Origin of the sequence: Stenotrophomonas sp. AN71 (assembly GCF_050435725.1) — a bacterium.
Classification (GTDB): Bacteria; Pseudomonadota; Gammaproteobacteria; order Xanthomonadales; family Xanthomonadaceae; genus Stenotrophomonas.
In genome coordinates this window covers 127,015-142,591 of the sequence record NZ_JBNDKU010000012.1, presented here as the reverse complement: position 1 = coordinate 142,591, position 15,577 = coordinate 127,015, and the positions used below count along the sequence as shown (strand labels likewise).

11 protein-coding genes are annotated in these 15,577 nt (G+C 66.1%); 5 read left to right on the top strand and 6 right to left on the bottom strand.

Annotated elements, in window-relative coordinates; genetic code table 11:
• Window positions 1-328: 328 nt before the first annotated feature.
• From ABH900_RS17375 to lpdA, 5 genes are all read left to right on the top strand, one after another.
• Window positions 329-1,744: a JmjC domain-containing protein gene (locus ABH900_RS17375; protein ID WP_429624376.1), complete on the top strand. Its 1,416-nt coding sequence runs from the start codon at window positions 329-331 to the stop codon at window positions 1,742-1,744.
• A gap of 9 nt (window positions 1,745-1,753) precedes the next feature.
• Complete coding sequence (locus ABH900_RS17370; protein WP_429624374.1) at window positions 1,754-2,650, top strand: GNAT family N-acetyltransferase; 897 nt, start codon at window positions 1,754-1,756, stop codon at window positions 2,648-2,650.
• A 186-nt stretch (window positions 2,651-2,836) separates the two neighbouring features.
• The gene (locus tag ABH900_RS17365; RefSeq protein WP_429624373.1) at window positions 2,837-5,668 is read left to right on the top strand and encodes a 2-oxoglutarate dehydrogenase E1 component; all 2,832 of its coding nucleotides are present in this window, start codon (window positions 2,837-2,839) and stop codon (window positions 5,666-5,668) included.
• A gap of 40 nt (window positions 5,669-5,708) precedes the next feature.
• Window positions 5,709-6,911 (top strand): dihydrolipoyllysine-residue succinyltransferase, encoded by a 1,203-nt coding sequence (gene sucB, locus ABH900_RS17360; protein ID WP_429624372.1) that lies wholly within the window; start codon window positions 5,709-5,711, stop codon window positions 6,909-6,911.
• Between the two features lie 63 nt (window positions 6,912-6,974).
• Window positions 6,975-8,411: a dihydrolipoyl dehydrogenase gene (lpdA, locus tag ABH900_RS17355; protein WP_429624371.1), complete on the top strand. Its 1,437-nt coding sequence runs from the start codon at window positions 6,975-6,977 to the stop codon at window positions 8,409-8,411.
• 115 nt (window positions 8,412-8,526) lie between these two features.
• On the opposite strand, the gene ABH900_RS17350 is transcribed toward lpdA, so the two are convergent.
• The 6 genes from ABH900_RS17350 to ABH900_RS17325 form a co-directional block, all read right to left on the bottom strand.
• Window positions 8,527-8,766 carry a hypothetical protein gene (locus tag ABH900_RS17350; RefSeq protein WP_429624370.1) on the bottom strand — a complete coding sequence of 80 codons (240 nt, stop codon included), beginning with the start codon at window positions 8,764-8,766 and terminating at the stop codon, window positions 8,527-8,529.
• Window positions 8,763-8,975, bottom strand: coding sequence for a hypothetical protein (locus ABH900_RS17345; protein WP_107230906.1), 213 nt, complete (start codon window positions 8,973-8,975; stop codon window positions 8,763-8,765). The genes ABH900_RS17350 and ABH900_RS17345 overlap by 4 nt, the downstream gene beginning before the upstream one ends.
• A 213-nt stretch (window positions 8,976-9,188) precedes the next feature.
• On the bottom strand, window positions 9,189-10,778 hold the full coding sequence (locus ABH900_RS17340) for an alkaline phosphatase D family protein (protein ID WP_429624369.1): 1,590 nt from the start codon (window positions 10,776-10,778) through the stop codon (window positions 9,189-9,191).
• The gene (locus ABH900_RS17335) at window positions 10,778-13,021 is read right to left on the bottom strand and encodes a TonB-dependent receptor family protein (RefSeq protein ID WP_429624367.1); all 2,244 of its coding nucleotides are present in this window, start codon (window positions 13,019-13,021) and stop codon (window positions 10,778-10,780) included. Before ABH900_RS17335 ends, ABH900_RS17340 begins: the two co-directional genes overlap by 1 nt.
• A 226-nt stretch (window positions 13,022-13,247) precedes the next feature.
• On the bottom strand, window positions 13,248-14,678 hold the full coding sequence (locus ABH900_RS17330) for a replicative DNA helicase (RefSeq protein WP_006377195.1): 1,431 nt from the start codon (window positions 14,676-14,678) through the stop codon (window positions 13,248-13,250).
• 305 nt (window positions 14,679-14,983) lie between these two features.
• Window positions 14,984-15,544, bottom strand: a complete 561-nt coding sequence (locus ABH900_RS17325; protein WP_429624366.1) for an NADPH-dependent FMN reductase — start codon at window positions 15,542-15,544, stop codon at window positions 14,984-14,986.
• Window positions 15,545-15,577: the final 33 nt, after the last annotated feature.

Genomic DNA, 15,577 nt, shown 5'->3' with positions numbered 1-15,577 from the left:
TGGCTTTTTATTTTTTTGTCCCACCCGGGGGGGGGCGGCGCTGTAAAGTGTCGGGGGCGGGGGGGGGGGCCCATGCAGGGGCGTTGGCGCCATGGATGGCGCCATCGAGCTTACAGGGACGTACTTGCAGCGTCCCCTGCATGGCCCACCCGCCCGGCCAAGCGCGGCTTTTGCTTGTGAACCCACCCCGCCACGAGGGGCTCTGCCGTTGGCCGGACACCCCGCGACAAACCACCGCACGTGCGCAATTCCAACGAACGTCGGACAATGGAGGCCTTGGCGGCCCGCCGCGCCGCCCCTCCCGCTTTCCGTTGCAAGGATTCCCCCCATGGCCGCCCGCAAGTCCTCCGCTCCGCTCATCGAAGTCACCGCCCGCCCTGGCCAGCCGCTGGGCATGGCGCCGGCCACCTTCCTGCGCGACTTCTGGCAGAAGCGCCCGCTGCTGATCCGCAATGCCTTCGCCAACTTCCAGACCCCGGTGCAGCCGGAGGACCTGGCCGGGCTGGCCTGCGAGGAAGGCGTGCTGGCGCGCCTGATCCAGCACGACAAGGCCCAGGACGGCTGGCGCGTGCGCACCGGCCCGTTCCAGGAAGACGTGTTCCCCGCCCTGCCCGACCATGACTGGACCCTGCTGGTGCAGGACGTGGACAAGTGGGACCCGGACGTGCGCGCCCTGATCGAGCACTTCAGCTTCCTGCCGCGCTGGCGCATGGACGATGTGATGATCAGCTTTGCCGCCACCGGTGGCTCGGTCGGCGCCCATGTCGACCAGTACGACGTGTTCCTGCTGCAGGCCCACGGCCATCGCCGCTGGCAGATCGACGCCAGTGAATCCATCAAGGGCAAGCAGCCGCCACTGGGCTTCCGCCCAGACGTGGAACTGAAGCTGCTGAAGGTGTTCAAGCCAACCCACGACTGGGTGCTGGCGCCGGGCGACATGCTGTACCTGCCGCCGAACGTGCCCCACCACGGTGTCGCCGAAGATCCCTGCCTGACCTTCTCGTTCGGCATGCGTGCGCCGTCCTCGGCCGAACTGATCAGCGACTACCTGGATACCCTGATCGCCGATGCCGACGAGAACATCCGCTACCAGGATGCCGACCTGAAGGTGCCGGCCGACCCGAACGAAATCGACACGGTGGCCATGGCGCGGGTGATCACCGCCCTCAACGCCATCCGCATGAACGACCCGGACAAGCTGGGTGACTGGTTCGGCCGCTTCATCACCACCTACCGCGCCGCCGGCGAGGTGATGGCCCACCAGGCCGCACCGGCACCGGAAGAAGTGGTGCAGGCGCTGGCCTCCGGCCTGCTGCTGCAGCGCCACCCCTGGGCCCGCCTGGCCTGGCGCCGGGCCAAGCGCGGCGCCAGCCTGTACGTCAGCGGCCAGGATTTTGCCCTGCCGGTGAAGGACGCCCAGCGCCTGGCCGGCGCCGAGCAGCTCGATGCCGCCGCCTATCGCGGCTTGTCCGACAAAGGCCGCGCGGTGGTCCAGCAGCTGCTGGTGGGCGGTGTGCTGCAGCTGATCGATCCGAACGAAGTCCATGAGGCCGAGGATGAGGACGACGGCGAGGACGCCGTGGTGCTCGGCGAGGTCATCGAAGGCCGCGACCGCGTCGAAGCGATCGACGCCGACGCGGTGTCCGACGATGTCCACTCCGTGACCGTGCACGACGACGGCATCGAGGTCATCGTCAACTTCGAGGATGACGACGAAGACGACAGCACCCCCGGCCGGGCCTGAACCATCGCCATGATCCGGGTCCAGCAGGTCAGCCACGCCGATGCCCACGTCGCCATCCACGCGGTGCGCCAGCGTGTGTTCGTGCAGGAACAGGGGATCGCCGCCGAGCTGGAACGCGATGCGCTGGACCCGGTCAGCGCCCATGTACTGGCGCTGGACGCCAACGGCGAACCGATCGGCACGGGCCGGCTGGCCCCGGACGGGCGCATCGGCCGCATGGCGGTGCTGGCCAGCCACCGCAGCCAGGGCGTCGGTGAAGCCCTGCTCGAGGCGCTGGTCGAGGCCGGACGCCGGCTCGGCCTGGCCGAACTGCATCTGCACGCCCAGCTGCCGGCCCGCGATTTCTATGCCCGCCAGGGCTTCCTGCCCGAAGGCGAAGTGTTCGAGGAGGCCGGCATCGGCCACCAGCAGATGCGCCGCCGGCTGGGTGCGGCCAGTGCCATCGACAGCCGCGCCGAGGCGGTGGCCGTCACCACGGCCATCGTCCATCGCGCCCGTCGCCAGCTGTGGCTGCACAGCCGGCAGCTGGACCCCGGCCTGCTGGATGCCCCGCCGGTACAGGCCGCCCTGCGCCGTTTCGTCACTGCCCGCCATGACAAGCAGCTGCGGGTGATCGTGCACGACGCTGCCGCGATCGCCTCGGCCGGTGCGCCCCTGCTGGCGCTGGGCCAGCGACTGCCCAGTGTGATCCAGTTCCGCGAGGTCACCGACCCGGTCGACCGCGCGCTGGCCTCGGCCTGCCTGCTCAACGATGCGGGGGACTTCTACTTTCGTCTGATCGGCCATCGCCTCGACGGCGAAGCCGGGATCGCGGTGCCGGCACGTTCGCAGCCGTTCGAGCAGCAATTGCAGCGCGTCTGGGACCGTTCGCGTGATTGCAGCGAGCTGCGCGCGCTCGGCATCTGAGCGGACCGGCTCGATCCAACCTGTCTGGAAGCGGCACTGGGGGACGTGGGATGCCTTTGGTGCTGCCCCTTCGTGTCCGGTTGGGGGTACAATTTGGCTGTTTGAACGCGCCCGTGCATGGCTATTCATCTTCCTGCCGGGTCCTTCTGAAGCCATACCCCACAAAGCGAATCAACACCCTCCATCGTGGACAATCAACTGAAGCAGTTTGCGCAATCTTCGCAACTCGCCGGCGGCAACGCCTCCTATGTCGAGGACCTGTACGAGCAGTACCTGGTCTCCCCGGATAGTGTCGATCCCAAATGGAAAACCTACTTCGACGGCTTCAAGGGCCGTGAAGCAGGTGACATTCCGCACTCGGCCGTCATCTCCCACATCGCGGACGCGGCCAAGGATGCGCTGAAGGCTGGCACCGGCACCGGTGCAGGCGACGAGCGTGAGCGCAATGTCGGTCGTCTGATCACCGCCTATCGCTCGCGTGGTCATCTGGACGCCCGCCTTGACCCGCTGGGCCTGGCCGCTCCGGTCAACACCCCGGACCTGGGCCTGCCGTTCCACAGCCTGTCCGATGGCGACCTCAACAGCGAGTTCAGCACCGGCGGCGTCGGTGGCCAGCCGCGCATGAAACTGCGCGACCTGCTGGCACGCCTGAAGGCGACCTACACCGGCTCGATCGGTGCAGAGTTCATGCACATCTCCGAGGTCGAGCAGCGCCAGTGGATCTACAAGAAGCTGGAAGCGGCCGGTGGCAACTACCAGCTGGACGCTGACACCCAGCGCCGCACCCTGGAGCGCCTGACCGCGGCCGAAGGCCTGGAGCGCTACCTGCACACCAAGTACGTCGGCCAGAAGCGCTTCTCGCTGGAAGGCGGCGACTCGCTGATCCCGATGATGGACACCATCATCCGCAGCGCCGGCAAGGATGGCGTCAAGGATGTGGTGGTCGGCATGGCCCACCGTGGCCGCCTGAACGTGCTGGTCAACACCCTCGGCAAGAACCCGCGCAAGCTGTTCGACGAGTTCGAAGGCAAGTTCGAGCACGACGAGCACGCCTCGGCCGGTGACGTGAAGTACCACATGGGCTTCTCCGCCGACGTGGCTACCGAGGGTGGCCCGGTGCACCTGGCGCTGGCGTTCAATCCGTCGCACCTGGAAATCGCCGACCCGGTCGTGGCCGGCTCCGTGCGTTCGCGCCAGGAGCGCCGCAAGGACACTGCCCGCAAGCAGGTCATGCCGATCCTGATCCACGGCGACGCGGCCTTCTCCGGCCAGGGCGTGGTCATGGAGCTGTTCCAGATGTCGCAGGCCCGCGGCTTCGCCGTCGGCGGCACCGTTCACATCGTGGTCAACAACCAGGTCGGCTTCACCACTTCCAACCCGCTGGATACGCGCTCCACGCGCTATGCCACCGACGTGGCGAAGATGATCGCCGCCCCGGTGCTGCACGTGAACGGCGATGATCCGGAAGCGGTGGTGTTCGCCGCGCAGCTGGCCTTCGAGTTCCGCCAGAAGTTCGCCAAGGACGTGGTCATCGATCTGATGTGCTACCGCCGTTGGGGCCACAACGAGGCTGACGAACCGGCGATCACCCAGCCGCTGATGTACCAGGTGATCCGCAAGCACGCCACCACCCGCGAGATGTACGCCGAGCAGCTGGAAAAGGCAGGCGTGATCGCGGCCGGCGCCGGCAAGGCGATGGTCGATGCCTACCGCGAGAAGCTGGACGCGGGTGAAGTGACCACCGAGCTGGCCACGGTCGAGAAGACCCCGCCGAGCAGCCCGCTGTTCGTCGATTGGCCGAAGCTGCTGGAAGGCAAGCTGTCCGATCCGATCTCGACCAAGGTCGAGAAGAACAAGCTGGTCGAGCTGGCCAAGCTGATCAACACCGTGCCCGAAGAAGTGCAGCTGCACTCGCGCGTGTCCAAGGTGTACGACGACCGTCGCAGGATGGCCGCTGGCGAGATCCCGGGTGACTGGGGCTTTGCCGAGAACCTGGCCTACGCCACCCTGCTCGACGAAGGCAGTGCCCTGCGCCTGGTCGGCCAGGACGTGGGCCGCGGTACCTTCACCCACCGCCACGCGATCCTGCACGACCAGAAGACGGACAATTACTACCTGCCGCTGCGGCAGCTGGTGGATTCGCCGGAGAAGGCCACCATCATCGATTCGCTGCTCAGCGAAGAAGCCGTGATGGCCTACGAGTACGGTTTCTCGACCACCGATCCGAACACGCTGTGCATCTGGGAAGGCCAGTTCGGCGACTTCGCCAACGGCGCCCAGGTGGTGATCGATCAGTTCATCGCCGCCGGTGAAGCCAAGTGGGGCCGCATCTCCGGCCTGACCCTGCTGCTGCCGCATGGCTATGAAGGGCAAGGCCCGGAACACAGCTCGGCGCGTCTGGAGCGCTTCCTGCAGCTGTGCGCGCTGGAGAACATGCTGGTCGTTGTGCCGTCGACCCCGGCCCAGGCCTTCCACATGCTGCGCCGCCAGCAGCACCTGACCACCCGCAAGCCGCTGGTGGTGATGTCGCCCAAGTCGCTGCTGCGCCACAAGCTGGCCGTGTCGACCCTGGACGAGCTGGCCAACGGCGAGTTCCAGCACCTGATCGGCGACGCCAATGCCGACGCCAAGAAGGTCAAGCGCGTGGTGCTGTGCTCGGGCAAGGTCTACTACGACCTGCTGGAAGACCAGACCAAGCGTGGCCAGGACGACGTGGCGATCATCCGCGTGGAGCAGCTGTACCCGTTCCCGCGTGCGCTGCTGGCCGCCGAACTGAAGAAGTACGGCAAGGCCACCGACGTGGTGTGGACGCAGGAAGAACCGCAGAACCAGGGTGCGTGGTACCAGATCCGCCACCACCTGCAGTTCTGCCTGGCCGATGGCCAGAACCTGCACTACGCCGGTCGCGCACGTTCGGCTTCGCCGGCTGCCGGTCACATGGCTGACCACGTCCGCGAGCAGCAGCAGCTGGTCGCCGACGCATTGGTCAACCCGTTCAACGACACGTTCGCTGAATAATCCTCCCCCTATTTAAAAGACAAACCAGGAAGCTCCCGCAATGGCCACCGAAGTCAAAGCCCCGGTACTGCCCGAATCCGTCGCCGACGGCACCATCGCCACCTGGCACAAGAAGGTGGGCGACGCCGTCAAGCGCGACGAAAACCTGCTTGACCTGGAAACCGACAAGGTCGTCCTGGAAGTGCCGTCGCCGGTCGATGGCGTGCTCAAGGAAATCAAGTTCGCCGAAGGCTCGACCGTGACCTCCAGCCAGGTCGTGGCGATCATCGAAGAAGGCGCCGTCGCTGCTGCTCCGGCACCGGCTGCTGAAGCCGCTCCGGCTGCTGCTGCCGCTGCCCCGGCTGCTGCTCCGGCGGCTGCCGCTGCACCGGCCCCGGCGGCCAAGTCGGCCGCCGATGCGCTGCCGCCGGGTGCCCGCTTCACCGCCATCACCGAGGGCGTGAACCCGTCCGACGTGGACGGCACCGGCCGTCGCGGCGCGGTGACCAAGGAAGACATCGTCAACTTCGCCCGCAACGGCGGCGCCGGCAAGGCCGGTGGCGCACGTCCGGAAGAGCGCGTGCCGATGACCCGCATCCGCAAGCGCATCGCCGAGCGCCTGATGGAGTCGAAGAACTCCACCGCCATGCTGACCACCTTCAACGAAGTCGACCTGTCCAAGGTGTCGGCGGCGCGCAAGGACCTGCAGGACGAGTTCGTCAAGGCACACGGCATCAAGCTGGGCTTCATGAGCTTCTTCGTGAAGGCCGCGGCCAACGCGCTGCAGCGCTTCCCGCTGGTCAACGCCTCGATCGACGGCGACGACATCATCTACCACGGCTACTCGGACATCTCGATCGCGGTGTCGACCGAGAAGGGTCTGGTCACGCCGGTGCTGCGCAACGTCGAGCGCATGTCGTTCGCCGACATCGAAAAGACCATCGCCGACTACGCCAAGAAGGCCCGTGACGGCAAGCTGAGCCTGGAGGAACTGCAGGGCGGCACCTTCACCGTGACCAACGGCGGCACCTTCGGTTCGCTGCTGTCGACTCCGATCATCAACCCGCCGCAGAGCGCCATCCTGGGCATGCATGCCATCAAGGAGCGTCCGATCGCCCAGAACGGCCAGGTCGTGATCGCGCCGATGATGTACCTGGCGCTGTCCTACGACCACCGCATCATCGACGGCAAGGATTCGGTGCAGTTCCTGGTGGACATCAAGAACCAGCTGGAAAACCCGGGCCGCATGCTGTTCGGCCTGTAAGAAACCTCCCGCCCCTCCGCGCCTGCGCGGAGGGGTTCTGGTAATGCATCAAGGAATAATTCAATGGCTGAACAATTCGACGTCGTCGTCATCGGTGCCGGCCCGGCCGGTTACCACGCTGCCATCCGCGCGGCACAGCTGGGCCTGAAGACCGCCTGCATCGACGCAGCGTTGGGCAAGGACGGCAAGCCGGCCCTCGGCGGCACCTGCCTGCGCGTGGGCTGCATCCCGTCCAAGGCGCTGCTGGATTCCTCGCGCCAGTTCTGGAACATGGGCCACATCTTTGGCGACCATGGCATCAGCTTCAAGGATGCCAAGATCGACGTCGAGGCGATGGTTGGCCGCAAGGACAAGATCGTCAAGCAGTTCACCGGCGGCATCGGCATGCTGTTCAAGGCCAACAAGGTCGCCGCCTATTATGGTTTTGGCGAACTGCAGCCGGGCAACGTGGTCAAGGTCACCCAGCATGACGGCTCCATCGTCGAGCTGAAGGGCACCAACGTGATCATCGCCGCCGGTTCGGATTCGATCGAACTGCCGTTCGCCAAGTTCGACGGCGACACCATCGTCGACAACGTCGGCGGCCTGGACTTCACCGAAGTGCCGAACCGCCTGGCGGTGATCGGCGCCGGTGTGATCGGCCTGGAACTGGGCAGCGTGTGGAAGCGCCTGGGTTCGGAAGTGACCATCCTGGAAGCGCTGCCAGAGTTCCTGGCCGTGGCCGATGCCGAAGTGGCCAAGACCGCTGCCAAGGAATTCAAGAAGCAGGGTCTGGATATCCGCCTCGGTGCCAAGGTCTCCAAGACCGAGATCACCGGCAAGGGCAAGAAGAAGGAAGTCATCGTCACCTACACCGACGCTGAAGGCGAGAAGACCCTGACCGTGGACAAGCTGCTGGTGGCCGTCGGCCGTCGCGCCGCCACCAAGGGCCTGCTGGCCGAAGGCACTGGCGTCAAGATCAACGAGCGCGGCCAGATCGAAGTCGACGCGCACTGCCACACCGGCGTCAACGGCGTGTGGGCGGTCGGCGACTGCGTGCGCGGCCCGATGCTGGCGCACAAGGGCTTCGAAGAAGGCATCGCGGTGGCTGAACTGATCGCCGGCCTGCCGGGCCACGTCAACTTCGACACCATCCCGTGGGTCATCTACACCGAGCCGGAACTGGCCTGGGTTGGCAAGACCGAAGCGCAGCTGAAGGCCGAAGGCATTCCGTACAAGGCCGGCAGCTTCCCGTTCGCCGCCAACGGTCGTGCCGTGGCGATGATCGAGCCGGCGGGCTTCGTGAAGATCCTGGCCCACGCCGAAACCGATCGCATCCTCGGCATGCACCTGGTCGGCGCCAACGTCTCCGAACTGGTGCACGAAGGTGTGCTGACCATGGAGTTCAGCGGCTCGGCCGATGACCTGGCCCGCATCTGCCACGCCCACCCGTCGCTGTCGGAAGTGATCCACGACGCGGCGATGGCGGTCAGCAAGCGCGCCATCCACAAGGCGAACTGATCTGCAATCCAGGTGGGTGCCGACCGTTGGTCGGCACACGCTGCCAACAAAAAACCCCGCCTCGGCGGGGTTTTTTGTTGGTCCTCTTCATGTAGAGCCGAGCCGATGCTCGGCTCTACACCTTTCCAGCAGCCTTCTTCGGCGGGTCGTCACAGATCCGGTGCTGCACCACCGTCTCGCCAGCCTTCCATTCCTTCACCACCCGGCAATTTTCCTTCGGCGCAGGCTTTTCCGGCGCTTTGGCCTCTGCCTTGCCGGCATCGTGCTGGCGCTCGAGATAGGCCGAAGGCGGCTGCCTGGCGAACGCCGGCGCGGCCGTCAGCAGCATCAACGTCATGATGGCAAGCGGCTTCATGCGGTCACCGGGCCACCGCCGAGCAGGCGCGCCGGCAGCATGAACAGCGCGCGCAGGAAGGCGAACAGCGCCGAGAAGGTGATGCCGACCAGACGGAACGGCAGGCTCAGCAGCCAGACGAACGGCCAGGCGATCAGGGCGAGGATCGCCAGCGGCCAGCACAGCACGAAGAGCAGGCACCACACACCGAGCGCGAACAGGGTCTTCATCACGGTCTCCTTGTGGCGGCACGTTGCCGCCTGTGGACACCTTCGCGCCCTGCCCTCGTCGCCCGCAAACGATTTGCGACGAAACCGGGCTGGGGGCGATGAAACCGGTCGATCTGCGCCCTGCCTCTGCCTGGTAGCACCGGGCCATGCCCGGCGGGTGGCGTGAGTGTGCGGACCAAGGTCCGCACCCACCGAAGAGGTCCGCACCCGCCATTACACCGGCACGGCCCCCGGGCGGCCGTGGGACACCTGGAAGCGCGCCGCAGTACGCACCGGCGCATCCGCGCGCAGCACGCTGTCGGCGAAACGCAGCTCAGCGTCCACGGCCTGTCGGCTCAACTGCAGCTTCCACCAGCCACGGCGGTCGCCGTCGAAATAGCGGATGTGCGGATTCTGTGGAATCGACGGGCCGTAGTACGGGCCGTACGGCGTATCGTCACCGCCACTGCTGATCGCCGGGGCGATGAATTCGGTCGCAACGACCGGCGCACTGGCCACGTCGAAGTCCAACTTCAGATCATTGACGAACGTGGAGTGCCAGTCGCCACCGAGCACGATGGCGTTGCGCTGCCCGCCTGCCTGCAGCGCCTGCAGCAGGCGCCTGCGCGCCGCCGGGTAACCGTCCCAGGCATCGTTCCAGAAGCGCTCGCGCGGCGTGCCGCCGTCCAGGCGCAGCTGCGCCATCAGCAACTGCTGCACCACCACATTCCAGCGCGTGCCCTGAGCGGCCGCCATCGACTGTGCGAACCACGCCTCCTGGCCGACACCGAGCATGCTCATGCGTGGATCCAGCGCCGCCTCGCAGCGCGGCGACTCACCCACGCCGCAGGGATTGGCCGGGCGGAACTGGCGGCAGTCGAGCAGGGTCAGCTGTGCAAGGTCGCCATAGCGCAGGCGTCGATGCACGCGCAGGCCACCGTTGCCTGCAGGCGTGCTGCGCATCGGCAGGTGCTCATAGAACGCGCGATAGGCGGCCGCGCGACGGATGATGAAATCTTCCGTCGTGACGCCGGGCTTCTCCGGATGGATGCCGGAGTAATCGTTCTGCACCTCGTGGTCATCCCAGATCACCGCGAACGCGTGGGCGGCGTGTGCGGCCTGCAGATCGGGATCAAGCTTGTACAGCGCGTACTGGTCGCGATAGCGCTCCAGACTGATCGTCTCGCCGCTGAAGCGCTCGGCATCCAGCATGCGCCCGCGTGCGTTCTGCAGCGGGCTGTACTCGTACAGATAGTCACCCGCATGCAGCACCAGGTCCACGTCGCTCTGCGCGATGTCACGCAGCACCGGGTAGTAGCCGCTGTTCCAGGCCTGGCAGGTGCACAGTGCCAGGCGCAGCTGCTGCAGTTGCGTGTCCGCCATCGGGGCGGTGCGGAAATGGCCGACCGCGCTTTCCTCATCACCATCGCAGGCGAAACGGTAGTAATAGTCACGCGCTGGGAGCAGACCGTTGACTTCGACATGCACTGAATGGGCCAGCTCGGGCACCGCGGCCGCAACCCCGCGCTGCACCAGCCGGCGCATGCCGGGGTCTTCGGCCACGAACCAGCGCACCGGCACCGCCCGCGACGGCATGCCACCGCCGTTGAGTGGGTCCGGCGCCAGCCGCGTCCACAACACCGCGCCCTGCGGATCCGGATCGCCGGCGGCGATGCCAAGGGTGAATGGATCACGCCCCAGCCGAGGCCGTGGGCCGGCCGCGGCCAGCCCCGGCATCGTCGCCAACGCGATCGCCGCCCCCGTGCCCTGCCACGCCATGCGCAGCAGGCGACGGCGGCTCTCCGGATCAACAGGCGCGCGCATCAGAAGCGCACGGTGGCGGTGGCCATCACCTGCCGTGGCGCGCCAACCTGCATGGTCGCCAGGCTGCGGGTCGGATCGGCGGCGTAGGTGCCATTGGTGTTGATCGAGGACAGGTAGCGCTTGTCGGTCAGGTTGGTCAGATTCAACGCCACGGTCAGGTTCTGCGCCGGACCCAGCGAGCCGAAGTCATAGGCGACCGAGGCATTGACCAGCCAGTAGCTCGGCACCGACACGTCGTTGGTGTAGGTCACGTAGCGCTTGCCCACATGGTTGGCCGACAGGCGCATGTCCCACGGGCCCGGGGTCCACGCCAGGGTGCTGGCGAACATCCATTCCGGGGTGTCGACGGTCTTCTTGCCGCGGGTCGGCACCACGCCGTTGTTCACGTAGTCGTTGTCGTAGGTGCTGTCATTCCACGACAGCGCGTTGGACCAGCTCACATCCTGCATCGGCTTCAGCTGCAGGGTCGCTTCGGCGCCACGGCTGGTCACCGAACCAACGTTGGAGAACAGCGCCGGGCAACCGAGGATGCCCACGCACTGGGCGATGGCCAGCAGGCGGTTGTCGAACTTCACGTCGTACACCGCAACCGAGGCTTCATAGCCCTGGCCGTAGCCACGCCAGCCCAGCTCGATCGTGCGCGACTGTTCCGGCTTCAGGTTCTTCGCGCTGGCATCGAACGCGGCCTGCGGCACGTTGAACGGGCTGCCCACACCCAGCGCGTAGGCCGCAATGTTCTTGGCGAACGAGCCGAAGATCTCGTTGCCTTCGTTGAGCTTGAAGTTGAAGCCGGCCTGCGGCAGGAAACCCTTCTTCGAGGTCAGGCTGCTGTTGTTGGCGTAGCTGCCCAGCGGCGTGCGCACGCTGGTGCGGGTGTTCGGCGACTTCGCACCGATGTCGATGGTCAGGCGGTCATCGAACAGGCGGAAGCGGTCCTGCACGTAGAACTGGCGAGTGATGGTGGTGTAGCGCTGGTGCCAGACGCGCTGGTCCGGATTGCGCAGGAAGAAGTCGTCGGTGATCGGGCCGTCGATGTAGTAGAAATTGCGCTGCACGCTGTGGCCGCTGTCCTCATACCACAGGCCCGCTTCCAGTTCGTGGCCGCCGACGTTCCAGGTGAACGCCGAGGTCACGCCGGTGCGGTCGATCGCATATTCGGTGGTGCGGATCGAGATCGGAATCTCGCGACTGGTGCCGGGGTTGGACGGATTGGACGGGCTGAACCAGTGGCCCTGGCCGCGATTGCTGTGGTTGTACACGTTGACCTTCAGCCGCATCGCGTCGTTCAGGCCGAAATCGCCGGCGATGCTGGACAGGTCATCATTGCGCAGGCCGTGGCCGGAGTAGTACGCGTCCCACGGACTGTTGACGCCACCACTGAACTTGCCGCGAGCGGCAGCCACCGCGCGATCCCAATCCGGCGCGTAGTTGTCCCAGTCCCAGCCGAGACGATCGATCATCTCCAGCGACAGATCCTGGTAGTCCGCCTCGACGCGGCGCGAGGCGTTGAACAACGCGGTGATCTTGCTGTCCGTACCGAAATTGTAGGTGGCCTTGCCGTTGAACTGCTTCAGCTCCTGCGAGCCCTTGCCCTTCCACTTGTCACCTTCGGAGTACGCGCCGGACAGATAGGCGGCAAAGCCCTGGTGCTCGCCGGTTTCCAGCCGCGCATAGCTGCGGCGCGCACTGTCGCTGCCGAAGCCCTGTGCCAGCACCACGCCGTATTCGGTGGACGGGTCGATCGAGTAGAACTGGAACACACCACCGAGGTTGCTGGTGGACGGCGTGCCGAGCGCGCCGATGCCGGTGGACACCTCGGCGCCGCCGAGGTTCTCGCTGATCACCGCACGGCTGATGTGCAGGCCGTTGCTGTTGCCATAGGCCATGTTGCCCAGCGGAATGCCGTCGAGGGTGTAGCCCAGGCGGTTCTGGTTGAAGCCGCGCAGGCTGATGGTGGTGGACCACTCGTACGCGCCGGTGGCGTCGGCCGATTCGAAGTGCACGCCCGGCTTGCTGGCCAGCAGCTTCAGCGGATTGGCGCCGGGCGGCAGCACCTTCATGTCCTCGGCGGTCACGCGCTGGACCTGGCGGGCTTCGCCGCGGCCGATCACCGAGATCGAATCGAGCGTAGTGGCCGACGGCGTATCGGCGGCGGGGGCGGTTTCAGCGGCGGCCAGCGACGGCAGCGAAGCACAGACCAGCAGGGCCAGCAGATTGCGGCGAAGCGGAGCGTGGGACGACATGGAGGCGGATTCCTTGGGCACGCTGGACGCCGAAGGGCGGCGTCGAAGGGGCAGCAGCGGCGGAATCGTAGAAGCGGCGCGTTACATGTCATTTACACGCCACGTACGGAAGTTCCGTGTTTCGAATGGTAGACCGGCACTGCGGGCGCCCAGACGAAAAGAGCCGAGCATCGGCTCGGCTCCACGGGGAGTGCTGGCGGTTGCCGGCCAGCGGCCGGCATTACCGTTACTCGAACGAACCGACCGAGTCGTGGGCCAGGTTGTCGAAGCGGGTGTACTCGCCGAAGAACTTCAGCTTGCACGAACCGGTCGGGCCACCACGGTGCTTGCCGATGATGATCTCGGCCAGGCCCTTGTCCGGCGAGTTTTCCTTGTTGTAGTAATCGTCGCGGTAGATGAACACGATCATGTCCGCGTCCTGCTCGATTGCGCCCGATTCGCGAAGGTCGGCCATCACCGGGCGCTTGTCGGTACGCGTTTCCAGCGAGCGGTTGAGCTGGGAAAGTGCGATCACCGGCACGTGCAGTTCCTTGGCCAGACCCTTCAGAGAACGCGAGATCTCCGAGATTTCGGTCGCGCGGTTCTCGCTGTTGCCGGGCACGCTCATCAGCTGCAGGTAGTCGATCACGATCAGGCCCAGGTCATGCTCGCGCTTGAGGCGGCGGCACTTGGAACGCAGCACTTCCGGCGACACGCCCGGCGTATCGTCGATGAAGATCTTGGTTTCCTTCAGCATCTTGATCGCGCTGGTGACACGGCTCCAGTCCTCGTCTTCCAGCTGGCCGGTACGCAGGCGCTGCGCATTGATGCGGCCATTGGAGGAAATCAGGCGCATCGCCAGCTGCGAGGCCGACATTTCCATCGAGAACACCGCCACGCCCTTCTTCGACTTGATCGCCGCGTACTCGGCGATGTTCAGCGCGAAGGTGGTCTTGCCCATGGCTGGGCGCGCGGCAAGGATGATCAGATCGGTCGGCTGCAGGCCGGCGGTCATCGCATCGAAGTCGTTGTAGCCGGTCGGCAGGCCGGTGATGTTGCCGCCGTTCTCGAAGCGGTTGCGCAGCTCTTCGAAGGCATCCTTCAGCGCGCCGGGCATGGCGACGAAATCGGTGCGGCCGCGTGCGCCCTGTTCGGCGATGGCGAACACGCTCTTTTCCGCCGATGCCAACAGTTCGCTGCTGTCGCGGCCTTCAGGCTGGAAGCCGTCGTTGACGATGTCGGTGCCGACCTGGATCAGCTGCCGCAGCACCGCCTTGTCGCGCACGATCTCGGCATAGGCCACGATGTTGGCCGCCGACGGCGTGGTGCTGGCCAGCTCGATCAGGTAAGCACCGTCGCCCACCAGCTCCAGCTTGCCCTGTGATTCGAACCACTCGCCCAGGGTCACCGCATCGAACGGCCGTTCGCGCTCGGACAGCTCGCGGATCGCACGGTAGATCATCTGATGGTCGCGGCGATAGAAATCGCCTTCGGTCAGCTGGTCGTTGACCCGGTCATAGGCCTCCGGCGCCAGCATCAGCCCCCCCAGCACCGCCTGTTCGGCTTCCACCGAATGCGGTGGCACCCGCAACTGATCGATACGCGACTCATCGCGATCACGATCGAAGCCATCACCGCGCTCTCTGCGGTTGGAACGGAAGCCGGAACGAGCGGACATGCTGCGGTGTTTCCTGCGGAAGTGGGCCAGACGAGTGTAGGCATGCACCCACCCGCGCGACCACGGACAAGCCTGTGGATAAGCCGTGGAAGACCGGGGGATATCCGTCAGGCCAGGCCATGCTGGCGCGGGCGTGTCGCACTGCCTGCGACGGGCGTCTTTGCGGCGCCCAAGCGGGGCATTATCGCAGATCAGACGGCCAGGGTCGGAGCCCGCCGCTGCGCACCGGGATCCAACCCCAGACGTGGCTGTTCTGTCCGGGGTCGGATCCCTCTGCGCCGCAGAGAGCTCCGACCCCGCAGGCCTCAATCGCCCTTGGCATGCACCGCGATCAGCGTCAGGAACCGGTCCACATAGCCCTGCAGGAACTTCTGCGTGCCCTCGTTGTGGATCGTGCCATCGGCATCGATCAGGCCATCCTTGAAGTGGATGAACGCCTCGGGCTGACCGAGCACGTGCATGTCCAGGAAGGCCAGGCTGTTGCGCAGATGCTGCTGGGCCACGGCGGTGCCGATCTGGCCGATGGAGGCACCGATCACCGCCGCCGGCTTGCCGGCAAATGCGCTGTCGCCATACGGACGCGAGCCGATGTCGATGGCGTTCTTCAGTACGCCCGGCACCGAACGGTTGTACTCGGGGGTCACGAACAGCACCGCGTCGGCGCTGCGCACCTGATCCTTCAGCCGGGTACCCTGCGGCGGGTAGTGCGCATCGAAATCCTGGTCGTACAGCGGCAGGTCGCCGATCTGCACGTACTGGAAGCGCGCACGTTCACCGGCAATCTTCTCCAGCGCATGGGCCAGCTTGCGGTTGCAGGAGTCCTTGCGCAGGCTGCCGACGAACACGGCGATGGTGGGAACGGACATCAGGGCAGTCTCCTCACGGTGCGGGAGGCCCAG

What these genes read in the sequence shown, in the direction of transcription:
- ABH900_RS17375 (WP_429624376.1), top strand. Translation starts at nt 329, where the DNA reads ATGGCCGCCCGCAAGTCCTCCGCTCCGCTCATCGAAGTCACCGCCCGC.
- ABH900_RS17370 (WP_429624374.1), top strand. Translation starts at nt 1,754, where the DNA reads ATGATCCGGGTCCAGCAGGTCAGCCACGCCGATGCCCACGTCGCCATC.
- sucB (WP_429624372.1), top strand. Translation starts at nt 5,709, where the DNA reads ATGGCCACCGAAGTCAAAGCCCCGGTACTGCCCGAATCCGTCGCCGAC.
- lpdA (WP_429624371.1), top strand. Translation starts at nt 6,975, where the DNA reads ATGGCTGAACAATTCGACGTCGTCGTCATCGGTGCCGGCCCGGCCGGT.
- ABH900_RS17350 (WP_429624370.1), bottom strand. Translation starts at nt 8,766, where the DNA reads ATGAAGCCGCTTGCCATCATGACGTTGATGCTGCTGACGGCCGCGCCG.
- ABH900_RS17345 (WP_107230906.1), bottom strand. Translation starts at nt 8,975, where the DNA reads ATGAAGACCCTGTTCGCGCTCGGTGTGTGGTGCCTGCTCTTCGTGCTG.
- ABH900_RS17340 (WP_429624369.1), bottom strand. Translation starts at nt 10,778, where the DNA reads ATGCGCGCGCCTGTTGATCCGGAGAGCCGCCGTCGCCTGCTGCGCATG.
- ABH900_RS17335 (WP_429624367.1), bottom strand. Translation starts at nt 13,021, where the DNA reads ATGTCGTCCCACGCTCCGCTTCGCCGCAATCTGCTGGCCCTGCTGGTC.
- ABH900_RS17330 (WP_006377195.1), bottom strand. Translation starts at nt 14,678, where the DNA reads ATGTCCGCTCGTTCCGGCTTCCGTTCCAACCGCAGAGAGCGCGGTGAT.
- ABH900_RS17325 (WP_429624366.1), bottom strand. Translation starts at nt 15,544, where the DNA reads ATGTCCGTTCCCACCATCGCCGTGTTCGTCGGCAGCCTGCGCAAGGAC.